Origin of the sequence: Sphingomonas sp. AOB5 (assembly GCF_029433115.1) — a bacterium.
GTDB lineage: Bacteria > Pseudomonadota > Alphaproteobacteria > Sphingomonadales > Sphingomonadaceae > Sphingomonas.
In genome coordinates this window covers 1-14113 of record NZ_JARNTV010000076.1, presented here as the reverse complement: position 1 = coordinate 14113, position 14113 = coordinate 1, and the positions used below count along the sequence as shown (strand labels likewise).

Below are 14113 nucleotides of genomic sequence, written 5' to 3'. Positions count from 1 at the left end.
ACCGCCGCCACGGAAGCCGCCACCACCACCGCCGCCGCCGAAGCGGTCACCGCCGCCAAAGCCGCCGCCACCGCCGAAGCGATCACCGCCACCGTAGCTGCTGCCGCCACCGAAGTCGTCGCCGCCAAAACCGTCGCGCTTGTCTCTGCCGCGCCCGCCGCGATCCCCACGGCGCCCTTTATCGAAACTCATGCCCTGTTCGTCTTCCCGGTTCGTCCGAAAGTAACCCATCGAAAACCAAGCGCCGGACGAGCACGCAGGCCTTCAGGTACCCGAAACGGGGCACCTCTAGAATCGGTCATAGCCCAAAAGCGGACAGGGCGCGAACGAAATTCGTCTTGATTACGGCAGAAGTTCGTTTCGCTTCTTGCCGATACGCTGGAGTCGCGGCAGATGATCGCACATGGACAGCATCATGGACCTCCTCGCCAGCCCCGCCGCATGGGCTGCGCTCGTCACCCTGATCGTGATGGAGGTGGTGCTCGGTATCGACAATCTGATCTTCATTTCGATCCTGTCGAACAAGTTGCCACCCGAACAGCGCCAGAAGGCGCGCCGCATCGGCATCAGCCTGGCGCTGATCATGCGCCTCGCGCTGCTGACCATGATCGCGTGGATCGTCGGCCTCACCGCGCCGGTATTCGATCTGGGCATTACCGGGCCGGTGGGCGAGCATGGCGAGGTCGCGTTCGAGACCGCATTCTCGTGGCGAGACCTGATCCTGATCGCGGGCGGCCTGTTCCTGGTGTGGAAGGCGACCAAGGAGATCCATCACTCGGTCGACACACACGAAAGCGACGATCTGCTCGACAAGAAGCAGGTGGTCGGCATGAACTTCACCGCGGCGATCGTGCAGATCCTGCTGCTCGACATCGTCTTCTCGGTCGATTCGATCCTCACCGCAGTCGGCATGACCGAGCATGTCGAGGTGATGTACGTCGCCGTCATCGTCGCGGTGCTGGTGATGCTGCTGGCCGCTGATCCGCTGGCGAACTTCATCAACGGCAATCCCACGGTGGTGATGCTGGCGCTGGGCTTCCTGCTGATGATCGGCATGGTGCTGATCGCCGAGGGCTTCGGCGCGCATATCCCCAAAGGCTATATCTACACCGCCATGGCCTTCTCGGCCGGTGTCGAGTGCCTCAACATCTGGTCCCGCCGGTCCAAGGCGAAGAACGAAGCCAAGGCAAAGGACGGTGCAGGCCATTGAGCCTGAAGGCGAACGGGACTAGGCGCAGCCAATGACCGTACATTTCTACGAAGAAGATATCCCCGAGGGCCTGTTCGCTCCGGGCGCCTCCATCGCCGTCGATACCGAGACGATGGGCCTGATCACCATGCGCGACCGGCTGTGCGTCGTGCAGCTGTCGGACGGGTCGGGCGACGAGCATCTCGTCCGCTTCGGCCCGCATTCCGCCTATGACGCGCCGAACCTGCGCGCGCTGCTCGCCGATCCCGAGCGGGTGAAGCTCTATCACTTCGCGCGCTTCGATCTGGCGGCGATCCGCTTCTATCTCGGCGTCACTGCGGGGCCGGTCTATTGCACCAAGATCGCGTCGCGGCTGGTGCGCACCTATACCGACCGGCACGGCCTGAAGGATCTGGTGCGCGAGCTGACCGGCAACGAAATTTCGAAGCAGCAGCAGTCGTCGGATTGGGGCGGCCCCGAACTTTCCGACGCCCAGCGTGAATACGCAGCGTCCGACGTGCGTTACCTGCATGCGATGAAGGTTGAACTCGACAAAAGACTTGAGCGCGAAGGGCGCACCGAACTGGCTCAGGCCTGTTTCGATTTCCTGCCGTTCCGCGCCGAACTCGATCTGGCCGGCTGGCCGGAGGTGGACCTCTTTGCGCATATCTGACGCCCTGAGATTCCGGCACCGCTCTTCCGGCGAGAACTTGCATGTCTGAAGTCGCGGAGCGCCTCCAGTCGCAGCGGCGTAGCTGGGCCCACCCCGGCAGCCGTCACGACACGATGGTGCGCACCGCACTTTACGTCCTGCCCGCGATCATCGGCGTGCTTGCGGCATTTCTCGTCCTCTCCCCGCTGTTCGCCGGCGGCGATGTCAGCTTCGTGCTCGACAAGAACAAGGTCGATGTCGCCAGCGAACGGCTGCGCATCCAGGCCGCCGAATATCGCGGCCAGGACGCCAAGGGCCAGCCGTTCAAGCTCAACGCGGGCAGCGCGGTCCAGAAGGATTCGAGCGAGCCGATCGTCCAGCTCAACGACCTCTCGGCCGAAATCGTCTTCCCCGAGGGTCCTGCCAATCTGCGCGCCGACAAGGGCCGCTACGACATGCAGCGCGATCAGGTCGCGGTCGACGGACCGATCTCGTTCCGCACCAGCGACGGCTATACGCTCGATACGCATGACGCGACCGTCGACATGAAGACCCGGCGGATGCAGAGCGGCGGCGCGGTTTCGGGCCGCACGCCGATGGGCGTGTTCAGCGGCAACAAGTTGACTGCCGATCTGGAGCAGCGAACCGTCCGGATCGACGGAAATGCCCGCTTGCGGATATATCCCAACCGCGCGAAGAGGCAGAAATGATGCGCATCCCCGCTCTGCTCCCGTTCGGCCTTGCGATTTTCCTGTCCGCTGCTCCCGCGGCGGCGCAGACGCGCCACGATTCGAACGCGCCGATCGACTTCGCTTCGGACCATTTCGAGCTGCAGGATCGCCAGAACCGCGTGCTGCTGACCGGCAATGTCCGGATCACCCAGGCCCAGATGACGCTGACTGCCGCGCGCACCACCGTCACCTATACCGGCGAGATCACCAACGGATCGCCGTCGGTCTCGCGCCTCGATGCGTCGGGCGGCGTCACCGTGACCCGGCCGGACCAGAGCGCGCGCGGGCAATATGCGGTCTATGACCTCAATCGCCGCGTCATCACCATGCTGGGCGGCGTCACGCTGCGTCAGGGTCCGAACGTGATCAATGGTGCTCGCCTGTCGATCAATCTCGACACCGGCCGCGCGACGATCGACGGATCGGGCGTGGGTGGCACCGCGACTCCGGGCGGCGTGCAGAGCCAGGGCGGACGGGTGACCGGCCGCTTCTCGGTCCCCAAGCGTGCCAACAGCACCCCCGCCCCCGCGACGACGCCCGCACCGCAGCAATAATCGCGGTTTTTCCTCGGACGGGCGCACTTCCGCTTCCCTTGGCGGCGATCTTCATGCAGGAATCCTGCCAACCGGCCTTTTGCTAAGGTTTCGGTAACCAGGTAAGTCCATCAGAGGGCCTGTATGACCGACGTCGCCAGCCTTGAAACGCCGATCGCAGACGTAGTGCCGCCACCCGAACGGGGGCTGGCGGTGGTTTCCATCGCCAAGGCCTATGACAAGCGCGTCGTGCTCACCGACGTTTCGATGTCGGTCGCGCGCGGCGAAGTTGTCGGCCTGCTCGGGCCGAACGGTGCGGGCAAGACCACCAGCTTCTATTCGGTGATGGGTCTGGTGAAGCCCGATTCGGGCCGCATCATGCTGGATGGCGAGGATATCACCGCGCTGCCCATGTACCGCCGTTCGATCCTGGGCCTGGGCTATCTGCCGCAGGAAACCTCGATCTTCCGCGGCCTTTCGGTCGAGAACAACATCCTCGCGGTGCTCGAGCTTGCCGAGCCGGACAAGGCGGCGCGCCAGCGCCGGCTGGACCAGCTGCTCGAGGAATTCGGCCTCACCCGGCTGCGCAGTGCGCCTGCCATGGCGCTGTCGGGCGGCGAGCGCCGCCGCGCCGAGATCGCGCGCGCGCTGGCCGCCGATCCCACGATCATGCTGCTCGACGAGCCGTTCGCCGGCATCGATCCGCTGTCGATCGCCGACATTCGCGACCTCATCAAGCAGCTCAAGCAGCGCGACATCGGCGTGCTGATCACCGATCATAATGTCCGCGAAACGCTCGACATCGTCGATCGCGGCTACATCATCTATGACGGCCGCGTGCTGTTCGCCGGTTCGCCCGACGATCTGGTCAAGGACGAGAATGTCCGCCGCCTGTATCTGGGCGAGAGCTTCGAACTCTAGTCCATGAGCCTCGCGCCACGCCTCGATCTGCGCCAGTCGCAATCGCTGGTGATGACGCCGCAGCTCCAGCAGGCGATCAAGCTGCTGGCGCTGTCGAACCTCGAGATCGAGACCTTCATCGCGGAGGAGATCGAGAAGAACCCCCTGCTCGAATCGCAGGGCGGCGATGACGACGGCCCGCGCGATTCGGGCGGCGACGTCGCGGCCGAGCTGGCCGCCGAACGCGAGGCAGATTTCGGTGACGATTTCGGGGGCGACTTCGAGGGTGGCGGCGATCCCCTTCCGGACGCCAGCCAGCTGCTCGCCAGCGGCGGCGACGCCAATGGCGAGGCCGCGCTCGACGTCGATTTCACCGCCGAGACCTTCCACCACGACAGCGCCGCGGATTCGATAGGTGGCCTCGATGGCGGCCTCGGCATGGCCGGCACCGGTGGCGGCGGTTCGGAGGACGGGCCGGACTTCGACAATTTCACCGACACCAGCCTGACCCTTGCCGATCACCTGCTGATCCAGGCCGGTCAGTGTGTTTCGGGCGTGGATCAGTTCATCGCCGCCCACCTGATCGATCAGATCGACGAGACCGGCTATCTTACCGTGCCGCTGCTCGAGATCGCCAACCGGCTGAACGTGCCGTTGGCGCGAGTCGAGGCGGTGCTGGCCACCATTCAGACCTTCGATCCCACCGGCGTCGGCGCGCGCAGCCTCGCCGAATGCATCGCGCTGCAGGCCAAGGAGGCCGATCGCTACGATCCGTGCATGGCGCGGCTGATCGACAATCTCGATCTGGTCGCGCGCGGCGAGATCGCGCGGCTCAAGCGCATCTGCGACGTCGACGACGAAGACATGGCGGACATGATCCGCGAGCTGCGCAACTACGATCCCAAGCCCGGTCTGCGCTACGGCGGCGAGCCGACCCTGGCGGTCACCCCCGATATCTTCGTGGCGAAGCGCGCGGGCGGCTGGGCGGTCGAGATCAACGCCGCCACCCTGCCCCGCGTGCTGGTTAACCGCGCTTATTATGCCGAGGTCTCCAGCGGCCCGCAGGACAAGGCGAGCAAGGCGTGGATGTCGGACATGCTCGCCAGCGCCAACTGGCTGGTAAAGGCGCTCGACCAGCGCCAGCGCACGATCATCAAGGTCGCCAGCGAGATCGTGAAGCAGCAGGAAGCCTTCTTCCTCCACGGTGTCGCGCATCTCAAGCCGATGACGTTGCGTCAGGTCGCCGACGTGATCGAGATGCACGAATCGACTGTTAGCCGCGTCACCAGCAACAAATATCTCAGCTGCGCGCGCGGCCTGTTCGAGCTCAAATATTTCTTCACCAGCGCGATCCAGTCGTCCGATGGCGGCGATGCGGTTTCGGCCAATGCGGTGAAGGACGCGATCAAATCGCTGATCCAGGCCGAGGATCCCAAGAAGATCCTGTCCGACGATACGCTCGTCGAACTGCTTAACGCGAAGGGCTTCGATATCGCGCGGCGCACCGTTGCCAAATATCGTGAGGCGCTGGGCATCGGCAGCTCGGTCCAGCGGCGCCGGCAAAAGGCGCTGGAGGGCGTTGGCTGATCCCATCGGAAACGGACCAAACTCCGGCCAATGCTGTGATTCTGCGTAGAAAAACTTTCAGCATTTGGTAGCCGCGTGGGCCTAGCCGGGAGTCATGGACGCCGCCTATTCCTTCCGGGTCGATCCCAATCGGAACCTCATTCATCTGACGATGAGCGGCTTCTTCCTGGCGGAGGCGCTTCCCGCCTTCCTTGAGGCAAGGCATGCCGCGCACGGGCAACTGACCTGCCCGCCCAATGCCCATCTGACCCTGGTCGATGCCCGCGAGATGAAGATCCAGGCGCAGGAAATGGTCGAGGGCTTTCGCCATGTCCTCGCCGATCCGGCCTATCATGCGCGGCGGCTGGCCTTCGTGGTCAATCCCGGCCTGTTGCGCACCCAGGTGATGCGGATCGTGGCCGAACGTTCCGACGTCCGTTGTTTCGAAGCGAAGCGCATGGCCGAAGCATGGCTGTTCTGCGAAGCGGCAAGAATGCCGATTCAGGAATTGGTAGTGCAGGAGCGGCTTCTTCACTCGCGACGATATCGCGGCCTTCCTTGCCGCTCGCGAGAAGGCGCATGCGCAGCTTACCTGCGGCCCGAACCGGCATGTCACGCTCAACGATGTGCGCGGCATGAAAATTCAGTCGAGCGATGCGGTCGAGGCATTCCGCGCCATGCTCGCCCAGCCGACTCACGCCTCGCGCCGGCTGGCCTTCGTCGCCAGCCCGACCCTGGCGCGCTCGCAGCTCACCCGCGCGCTCGACGCGCGCCATGCGCAGCTGTTCGAGGATATCGCCTCGGCCGAGGCATGGCTGTTCGCCGAAACGAGCAGCCGCGCCGCCTGATCAGCCGGGCGGTTTCCCCGCCTGCGCCACCACGGCATCGAACGCGGCCTTGGTCATCCCGACCAGCAGCCCCTTGTTGTTGATCCCGAACGCTTCGAGCGGAACCTCCACCTTGCCGCCGGGACTGGCGACCACCGCTGCGGCCATGCTGACCGATTCGACCGTGCCGATCACGACACCCTTCGAATCGCGCACTTCGGCACCTGCCACGACATCCTCGGGCTTGGCCGGACGCGCACGGCTCGACGTCGGGCGCGGACGGGTGATCGCGGCGTCGCGGGCATTGTCGAGATTCTTGGCGCGATCGTCGGGTCCGCGCAGATCGGGCGAATTCTCCGATCCGACCAGCACCGGGTTCCCCGGCCCCTGTGCATGCGCCACGCCCGCCCCGAGGGTGAGCGCAGCCGCCATTGCAAGCAGCTTCAGCATCTTCATGACACCTCTCCTTTGCCGCGAATGGTATCGCTAACAAATGACGGTGGCAATCGGTCAGTCGTCTTCGTCGTCGAAGCCCGAAAGCTCCAGCGCACGCGCCTTGATCTGCCGCTGGCGGCACCAATGGACCAGCGCCTCCTCGCGCCCATGGGTCACCCACACTTCCTTCGGCGCGACGTCCTGAATGGTGCGGGTCAGTTCGTCCCAGTCGGCATGGTCGGACAGGATGACGGGCAGCTCGACATTGCGCTGCCGCGCGCGCTGGCGCACCCGCATCCAGCCCGAGGCCATCGCGGTGATCGGATCGGGCAGCCGCCGCGACCAGCGATCGTTGAGCGCGCCCGGCGGGCACAGGATGATCCGCCCCTGAAGCTCGGCCTTGGCGACGCCCGTCGCGGGCCGCAGATCGCCCAGATCGACGCCATGCTCGACATAGAGGTCGCACAGCCGCTGCAGCGCGCCATGGATGTAGATCGGATCGTCATACCCCATCGCACGCAGCTCGCGGATCACCCGCTGCGCCTTGCCCAGCGCATAGGCGCCGACCAGCACGCAGCGTTCGGGAAAAGCCCGCAGTGCGGCCAGCAGCTTGTCCAACTCGTCATGCGTCTCGGGATGACGGAAGACAGGCAGCCCGAACGTCGCCTCGGTGATGAACACATCGCACGGCGTGACTTCGAACGGCGCACAGGTCGGGTCCGGCCGCCGCTTGTAATCGCCCGATACGATCACTCGCTCGCCGCGATGCTCCAGCACGATCTGCGCCGATCCCAGCACATGGCCCGCGGGCACGAAGCGGACATTGACGGTGCCGAGCGCGATCTGCTCGCCATAATCGACCGGCCGCCCGGTCTGCGGTCCGTAGCGCGCCTCCATGATCGCCAGCGTGCCCGGCGTCGCCCACACCTCGCCATGTCCGCCGCGCGCATGATCGGCATGGCCATGCGTCACCAGCGCCCGCGCCACCGGCTGCGATGGGTCCACCCACGCATCGGCAGCGGGGATATAGATTCCCGAAGGTTGCGGATCGATCCAGTCGCCGAGCTTCGCCATCACCGGGATATGGGAAGCCCCGGCCCGCTTTTCAGCCCGGCCTGCGCATCGCCCCGCCCAGAGCGGATGCGGCGAGCTTGGTCGTGAACGACAGGACGAGAATGAGCGGCATCGCCAGCACCGCACCCATCGCGGCGATGATCGCGAAATCGATCGCGACATAGGCCAGTCCCGCACCGATCCCCGCGCGCCATCCGCCGCTGCCCAGCCACTTCGCCAGCAGCCAGCCCGCCGCGAACAGGATCGGCACGCCCGCGATCACCGAACACCATGGCGCCGCCCGCATCGCATAGGCCTGGTAGAATGCCTCGTCCTGCCCTGGCGCGATCGTAATGGAGTAGATGAACACCCACAGGAACGACGCGGCGACATTGACCACCATCGCGCCGAACGCGACCGCAATGCTCTTCAGGACAAGTTGGACCGCCATCGCAACAAGCTGACACAGCTACGCCCGGGCTTCAATGCGTCGCGGCCATGGCTATATTGGTGCGTGGCCGCCTCCCGACTTCCCAAGCCCCTGACCGACTGGTTCGCCGCGCGCGGCTGGGAACCGCGCCGCCATCAGCTCGACATGCTCGCCGCCGCACGTGCCGGGAACCACGCCCTGCTGGTCGCCCCTACCGGCGCAGGCAAGACCCTCGCGGGCTTCCTCCCCAGCCTCGCCGAACTGATCGAAGCCCCGACCGACCGGCTCCACACCCTCTATATCTCCCCGCTCAAGGCGCTCGCGGTCGACGTCCAGCGCAACCTGCTCACGCCGATCGAGGAGATGGGCCTGCCGATCCGGGTCGAGACCCGCACCGGCGACACCCCCAGCGACCGCAAGGCCCGCCAGCGCGCCCGCCCGCCCGAGATCCTGCTGACCACGCCCGAAAGCCTCAGCCTGCTCCTGTCCTATCCCGACAGCATGACCCTGTTCGACAGTCTCAGCACCGTGGTGATCGACGAAGTTCATGCCTTCGCCACGGGCAAGCGCGGCGACCTGCTCTCGCTGTGCCTCGCCCGGCTCCAAGCCATTGCCCCCAATTTCCGCCGCGTCGCACTCTCCGCCACCGTCGCCGACCCAGACAGCTATCGCGGCTGGCTCGCCCCCTATGGCGATATCGATACGGTCACGCTGGTGCAGGGCGAACGCGGCGCCGATCCCGATATCGCAATTCTGCTGCCCGAAGGGCGCGTTCCATGGTCGGGTCATTCGGGCATGTATGCGATTCCCCAGGTGATGGCGGAGATCGAGACCCACCAGACCACCATCGTCTTCTGCAACACCCGCGGTCTGGCCGAGCTGATCTTCCAGCAACTCTGGAAGGAGAACCGCCTCGGCCTGCCCATCGGCGTCCATCATGGCAGCCTCAGCCTCGAAGCACGCCGCCGGGCCGAAGCCGCAATGGCCGAGGGCAGGCTCCGCGCGCTGGTCGCCACCGCCAGCCTCGACCTCGGCGTCGACTGGGGCAATGTCGATTGCGTGATCCAGATGGGCGCGCCCAAGGGATCGTCGCGGCTCCTGCAACGCATCGGCCGCGCCAATCACCGGCTCGACGAACCCTCAGAAGCCGTGCTCGTCCCCGGCAATCGCATGGAATATCTCGAGGCCCGCGCCGCACTCGACGCGGTGGAAGCCGGCGAGTTGGATGCCGACCAGTTCCGACCCGGCGGCCTCGACGTGCTGGCCCAGCATGTCATGGCCTGTGCCTGCGCTGCCCCGTTCGACGCCAGTGAATTGCTGCACGAGATCCGCGCAGCATTGCCCTATTCCGCGCTCACCGAAGAGACGTTCGAACGGGTGCTCAGCTTCATCGCCGATGGCGGCTATGCCCTGCGCGCCTATGACCGGTTCAAGCGGCTGACCAAGGGGCCGGACGGGCTGTGGCGCGTCAGCCATCCGCAATTCGTGGTGCAGCATCGCCTCAACGCCGGCATCATCGTCGAAGCACCGATGCTCGAGGTTCGCTTCAAGAACGGACGCCGCCTCGGCAAGGTCGAGGAGGGCTTCGCCGCCTCGCTCAGCCCCGGCGACACCTTCTTCTTCGCGGGCCTCGCGCTGGAGGTCGAACGGGTCGAACTGACCGACCTGATCGTCCGCGCGACCTCCAAGACCGCGCGCATCCCCAGCTATATGGGCGCCCGCCTCGCCATCACCTCGGGCCTCGCCCTGCGCGTCCGCGAGTTTCTGCACGACCGCACCCAATGGCGGCGCTTCCCCGACGATGTCCGCGAATGGCTGGAAGTGCAGGACCAGCGCTCGGCCCTGCCCGCGCCCGATCAGCTTCTGGTCGAGACCTTCCCGCATGAGGGGCGGCACCATATGGTCGTGTACAGTTTCGAAGGCTGGAACGCGCACCAGTCGCTCGGCATGCTGGTGACGCGGCGAATGGAGGCGCTGGGGCTGAAGCCGGTCGGCTTCGTCGCCAACGATTACGCCCTCGCTGTCTACGGGCTGGAAAAGATCGAGGATCCCGCCGCCCTCTTCTCGCCCGACATCCTCGAGCATGAGTTCGTCGACTGGGTGCAGCAATCCGCCCTGCTCAAGCGTGCCTTCCGCGAAGTCGCGATCATCGGCGGGCTGGTCGAACGGCAGATCCCGGGCAAGAAGAAGAGCGGCCGTCAGGTCACTTTCTCGACCGACCTGATCTATGATGTGCTGCGCAAGTACGAGCCGGACCATCTGCTGCTGCGCGCGGCGTGGGCCGATGCCCGCGCACGGATGACCGATGTCGGCCGCCTCGCCAACCTGCTCGACACCGCCGCCGACACGATGCTGCACATCGATCTGGAGCGCGTGTCGCCTCTCGCCGTACCGGTCCTGATCATGATCGGCCGCGAGAATGTGGCGCAGGGCCTGACCGAGGATGCGATGCTGATGGAGGCCGAGGAGATCGCGCGCGAAGCCATGCGGCTGGACTGAAACACCCCAGAAACAACCCCATTGCTGCGCAACATGTGCAGGTATATCGTTTCGCAATGTTCGGGTTGCGCCCCCTGCTCCTGCTCGCACTTCCGGTCGCCGCGGCGGCCGGGGCCAGCACGCCGCAGGATCCCGAAAAGATCGCCCCCTCGAACGAAGCCATATTGCTCCAGCTCGGCCAGCAGGATCAGCGGCTGACCGTCCCGGTCTCGATCGGAAACTCGCGGCCCTATAATTTCATCATCGATACCGGCGCCGAACGCACCGTCGTTTCCCGCCAGCTTGCCGGCGTGCTCGATCTCGCACCGTCGGCGCCGATCAAGATGACCTCGATGACCGAGCGCAGCACCGTCGACACGGTGATCGTGCCCGAGTTGTTCATTAACTCGATCGGTCAGCGTCACACGATCCGCGCGCCTTCGCTCGACGGCGTGCATCTCGGTGCCGCCGGACTGCTCGGCATCGACACGCTGCAGAGCCACCGCGTCATCATCGATTTCGAGAAGGGCGAGATGGCGGTGATGCCCTCGCGCAGGATCGATCGCGACCGCGTGCGCGATCCCGACGAGATCGTCGTCACTGCCAAGAGCAAATATGGCCAGTTGATCGTCACCGATGCCTATTATGGCGACACCCGCATCCAGGTGATCCTCGACACCGGATCGCAGGTGAGCGTCGGCAACAGCGCGTTGCGCAAGCGTATCCGCGCGCCCAAGCGCGATATCCGCACCACCCGGCTGACCAGTGTCACCGGCGGCACGGCGGACGTCGATTACATGCTGGTGCCCAGGATCAGGATCGGCACGATCCGGTTCGACTGGGTGCCGATCGCCTTCGCCGATGCCGCGCCCTTCGCGCATTTCGGCCTGACCAACCGCCCCGCCTTGCTGCTCGGCATGGATGCGCTGCGCAGCTTCCGGAAGGTCGAGATCGACTTTCCGAACCGTCAGGTGCGCTTCCGCATGCCCGTGGATGCGCATGTCGATATCGTCGGGCCGATGTCGGTGGCGCCCGTCCGCCGCTGAAACGCCGCCACGGCTCTTGACTTTGCCCCGCCCAGACGGCTGAGCGCGGGGTTATGACATCGCTTACCCGCGCCAGCCTCGCCTCGCTTCCCGACACCGTTTCGCGGCCGGGCCACAATATCGTTCAGGTCACCACCGGCATCGTCCATTTCGGCCCCGGCGCGTTCCACCGCGCGCATCAGGCGGCCTATATCGATCGGCTGCTCGATACCGATCCCAGCTGGGGCATCGCCGCGGTTTCGCTGCGCACGCCGGGTACGGTCGACGCGCTGAAGGTGCAGGAGGGCCTCTACACGCTGGCAGTGATCGATCGCGAGCGCTCGACCCGGATCATCGCCGCGCATAGCGACGCCATCGGCCCCGGCGAGGGCGCGAAGTTGCGCGCGCTGCTCGCCGATCCCGCGATCCGCATCGCGTCGAGCACCGTCACCGAAAAGGGCTATTGCCTCGCCGCGGACGGCAGCCTCGATCTGTCGCACCCGGATATCGTCCACGACCTGACCCGCCCCGCCGAGCCGCGCAGCGTGATCGGCTGGATCGTCGCAGGCCTCGCCGACCGTCGCACCGCGGGCGTGCCGCCCTTCGCGATGTTGTGCTGCGACAATATGACCGGCAACGGCGCCAAGCTCCGCGCGGCCTGCGCCACGCTCGCGCGCCAGCACGACGCCGATCTCGCCGACTTCATCGAACGCGACGTCGCCTTCCCCGATTCGATGGTCGATTCGATCACCCCGGCCAGCGACGAGGCCTTCCTTGCCGCGGTGGCGGGCGAACTCGGCGTGGCGGATCAGGCCGCGGTCCAGCGCGAAAGCTTTACCCAATGGGTGATCGAACGCTTCCCCGGCGCGCCCGATCTCGCAGCAACCGGCGCGACCTTCACCAACGATGTCCGCGCCTATGAGCTGGCCAAGCTGCGCATCCTCAACGGCACCCATAGCTCGCTCGCCTATATCGGGCTGGCACTGGGGCACGAGACGGTGTTCGAGGCGATGTCCGATCCCGCGCTGGAAGGCTTCATCACCCGCCTGGCGCATCAGGATATCCGCCCCTCCCTGCCCCCGGTCGAGGGGCTGGATACGCAAGTCTATGCCGATGCGGTGCTCGACCGTTTCCGCAATCCTGCGATCCGGCATTTGCTGTCGCAGATCGCATGGGACGGGTCGCAGAAGCTGCCCTATCGCCTGCTCGACACCACCCGCGAAGCGCTAGACGCCGGCCGCCCGGTCGACCGGCTCGCCGTGCCGGTCGCGGCATGGATCGCCTTCCTCCGCCGCAAGACCGCAACGGGCGAGAAGATCACCGATCCGCTGGCGGACGCACTGTCGGCTGCATGCGGCGATCTCGATGCAATGCTGGCGCTGCGTCAGGTCTTCCCCGCGCGGATCGCCGAGGATGCCGCCTATCGCGCCGCGGTGGCCGATGCGTTGGCGGGATTCGAAGCGGGCGATATCGAGGTGCTGCTCTCGCACTGACCGTGCTCCGGCGAAGGCCGGAGCGCTGGAAAGGGTAATCCTACGCCGCCAACGCTCCGGCCTTCGCCGGAGCACAATCGCTTGAAATGTAGAATTTCACCTGCTCAGCCGGGCGAGCAGCCGCAAGGCCGCCGCTCTTTCGACTCGTTGATCATGGCGCTCCAGTGACCGCCCGAATGACGCAATTGCCCTCGGGCAAAGGTCACGAATGACGTGAGTTACCGGACCTTTTCGGGCCCGCCACCGCCCAGCATATGGCTGCACAACTGCGCCTTCGGCGTATCGTCCGCTTCCAGCGCCGCGACCGTCACCCAGCCCTCGGCCCGCAGCGCCGCACCGGTCGCCGCATCGGTACCCAGCGGCAGGAACAGTCGCCGCCGCTCGCCGCCGCCGATCCCGGCATCGAGGATCGGATCGGCATAGAGCGAGAAGCCCACCGCCGGCTCCTCGCGCCCGTCCTCATGGACGATCACATAAGTGCCGCCGCGCCCGATCTCGCCGCGCACGCCGCGCGCGAAGATCGAGAAGCCCAGCCAGCTCTGATATTCGAAGCCATGCCGCTCGGTCGGATCGAGCGTCAGCGCGACGCCCTCGGGCAGGCTCGCCGCAACCTGCGCCAGCCCGTCCAGCCGCGAGCCCAGCGCCGCAATCCCGCGCAGCCTGGCCATCGCCGCGTCGAACGGCCCCGCCGCCTCGATCAGCGGCAGGTAGCTCGCATCGATCGCCGCGACGCCGCCGGCATCCTTGCCGTCCAGCCGCTCGCGCAGCTCAGCCAGCTTGGCGGGGGGCAAGGTGTCGCCC

14 protein-coding genes are annotated in these 14113 nt (G+C 66.1%); 10 read left to right on the top strand and 4 right to left on the bottom strand.

Annotated elements, in window-relative coordinates:
* The first annotated feature begins 403 nt into the window (after positions 1–403).
* From P1X14_RS19645 to P1X14_RS19615, 7 genes are all read left to right on the top strand, one after another.
* Positions 404–1210 (top strand): TerC family protein, encoded by an 807-nt coding sequence (locus P1X14_RS19645; RefSeq protein ID WP_277317117.1) that lies wholly within the window; start codon positions 404–406, stop codon positions 1208–1210.
* A 31-nt stretch (positions 1211–1241) separates the two neighbouring features.
* Positions 1242–1862, top strand: coding sequence for a ribonuclease D (locus P1X14_RS19640; RefSeq protein ID WP_277317116.1), 621 nt, complete (start codon positions 1242–1244; stop codon positions 1860–1862).
* 41 nt (positions 1863–1903) lie between these two features.
* On the top strand, positions 1904–2551 hold the full coding sequence (gene lptC / locus P1X14_RS19635) for an LPS export ABC transporter periplasmic protein LptC (RefSeq protein ID WP_277317115.1): 648 nt from the start codon (positions 1904–1906) through the stop codon (positions 2549–2551).
* Positions 2548–3126: an LptA/OstA family protein gene (locus P1X14_RS19630; protein ID WP_277317114.1), complete on the top strand. Its 579-nt coding sequence runs from the start codon at positions 2548–2550 to the stop codon at positions 3124–3126. Before lptC ends, P1X14_RS19630 begins: the two co-directional genes overlap by 4 nt.
* Positions 3127–3249: 123 nt before the next feature.
* A complete protein-coding gene (lptB, locus tag P1X14_RS19625; RefSeq protein ID WP_277317113.1) occupies positions 3250–4026 on the top strand; it encodes an LPS export ABC transporter ATP-binding protein in 777 nt (258 codons plus the stop codon).
* A gap of 3 nt (positions 4027–4029) precedes the next feature.
* Positions 4030–5592 (top strand): RNA polymerase factor sigma-54, encoded by a 1563-nt coding sequence (gene rpoN, locus P1X14_RS19620; protein ID WP_277317112.1) that lies wholly within the window; start codon positions 4030–4032, stop codon positions 5590–5592.
* A gap of 614 nt (positions 5593–6206) precedes the next feature.
* Complete coding sequence (locus tag P1X14_RS19615; protein WP_277317111.1) at positions 6207–6419, top strand: hypothetical protein; 213 nt, start codon at positions 6207–6209, stop codon at positions 6417–6419.
* Here P1X14_RS19615 and P1X14_RS19610 read toward each other — a convergent pair whose 3' ends face one another.
* The 3 genes from P1X14_RS19610 to P1X14_RS19600 are packed head-to-tail and all read right to left on the bottom strand — an operon-like array spanning position 6420 to position 8337.
* Complete coding sequence (locus P1X14_RS19610) at positions 6420–6854, bottom strand: hypothetical protein (protein ID WP_277317110.1); 435 nt, start codon at positions 6852–6854, stop codon at positions 6420–6422.
* Positions 6855–6908: 54 nt separating this feature from the next.
* A complete protein-coding gene (locus tag P1X14_RS19605; RefSeq protein WP_277317109.1) occupies positions 6909–7907 on the bottom strand; it encodes a ligase-associated DNA damage response exonuclease in 999 nt (332 codons plus the stop codon).
* Positions 7908–7938: 31 nt separating this feature from the next.
* A complete protein-coding gene (locus P1X14_RS19600) occupies positions 7939–8337 on the bottom strand; it encodes a hypothetical protein (protein WP_277317108.1) in 399 nt (132 codons plus the stop codon).
* 90 nt (positions 8338–8427) lie between these two features.
* On the opposite strand from P1X14_RS19600, the gene P1X14_RS19595 reads away from it, so the two are divergent.
* Genes P1X14_RS19595 through P1X14_RS19585 form a run of 3 tightly spaced genes read left to right on the top strand, consistent with a single transcriptional unit; the run spans position 8428 to position 13312 of the window.
* On the top strand, positions 8428–10815 hold the full coding sequence (locus P1X14_RS19595; RefSeq protein ID WP_277317118.1) for a ligase-associated DNA damage response DEXH box helicase: 2388 nt from the start codon (positions 8428–8430) through the stop codon (positions 10813–10815).
* 56 nt (positions 10816–10871) lie between these two features.
* A complete protein-coding gene (locus P1X14_RS19590) occupies positions 10872–11840 on the top strand; it encodes a retroviral-like aspartic protease family protein (RefSeq protein WP_277317107.1) in 969 nt (322 codons plus the stop codon).
* Between the two features lie 53 nt (positions 11841–11893).
* Positions 11894–13312 carry a mannitol dehydrogenase family protein gene (locus P1X14_RS19585; RefSeq protein WP_277317106.1) on the top strand — a complete coding sequence of 473 codons (1419 nt, stop codon included), beginning with the start codon at positions 11894–11896 and terminating at the stop codon, positions 13310–13312.
* Between the two features lie 218 nt (positions 13313–13530).
* Here the strand turns inward: P1X14_RS19585 and P1X14_RS19580 are convergent.
* Positions 13531–14113 (bottom strand): ATP phosphoribosyltransferase regulatory subunit (locus P1X14_RS19580; protein ID WP_277317105.1); only part of this gene is annotated, 583 nt, incomplete at its 5' end.

What these genes read in the sequence shown, in the direction of transcription:
- P1X14_RS19585 (WP_277317106.1), top strand. Translation starts at nt 11,894, where the DNA reads ATGACATCGCTTACCCGCGCCAGCCTCGCCTCGCTTCCCGACACCGTT.
- rpoN (WP_277317112.1), top strand. Translation starts at nt 4,030, where the DNA reads ATGAGCCTCGCGCCACGCCTCGATCTGCGCCAGTCGCAATCGCTGGTG.
- lptB (WP_277317113.1), top strand. Translation starts at nt 3,250, where the DNA reads ATGACCGACGTCGCCAGCCTTGAAACGCCGATCGCAGACGTAGTGCCG.
- lptC (WP_277317115.1), top strand. Translation starts at nt 1,904, where the DNA reads ATGTCTGAAGTCGCGGAGCGCCTCCAGTCGCAGCGGCGTAGCTGGGCC.
- P1X14_RS19630 (WP_277317114.1), top strand. Translation starts at nt 2,548, where the DNA reads ATGATGCGCATCCCCGCTCTGCTCCCGTTCGGCCTTGCGATTTTCCTG.
- P1X14_RS19640 (WP_277317116.1), top strand. Translation starts at nt 1,242, where the DNA reads ATGACCGTACATTTCTACGAAGAAGATATCCCCGAGGGCCTGTTCGCT.
- P1X14_RS19605 (WP_277317109.1), bottom strand. Translation starts at nt 7,907, where the DNA reads ATGGCGAAGCTCGGCGACTGGATCGATCCGCAACCTTCGGGAATCTAT.
- P1X14_RS19645 (WP_277317117.1), top strand. Translation starts at nt 404, where the DNA reads ATGGACAGCATCATGGACCTCCTCGCCAGCCCCGCCGCATGGGCTGCG.
- P1X14_RS19590 (WP_277317107.1), top strand. Translation starts at nt 10,872, where the DNA reads ATGTTCGGGTTGCGCCCCCTGCTCCTGCTCGCACTTCCGGTCGCCGCG.
- P1X14_RS19600 (WP_277317108.1), bottom strand. Translation starts at nt 8,337, where the DNA reads ATGGCGGTCCAACTTGTCCTGAAGAGCATTGCGGTCGCGTTCGGCGCG.
- P1X14_RS19615 (WP_277317111.1), top strand. Translation starts at nt 6,207, where the DNA reads ATGAAAATTCAGTCGAGCGATGCGGTCGAGGCATTCCGCGCCATGCTC.
- P1X14_RS19610 (WP_277317110.1), bottom strand. Translation starts at nt 6,854, where the DNA reads ATGAAGATGCTGAAGCTGCTTGCAATGGCGGCTGCGCTCACCCTCGGG.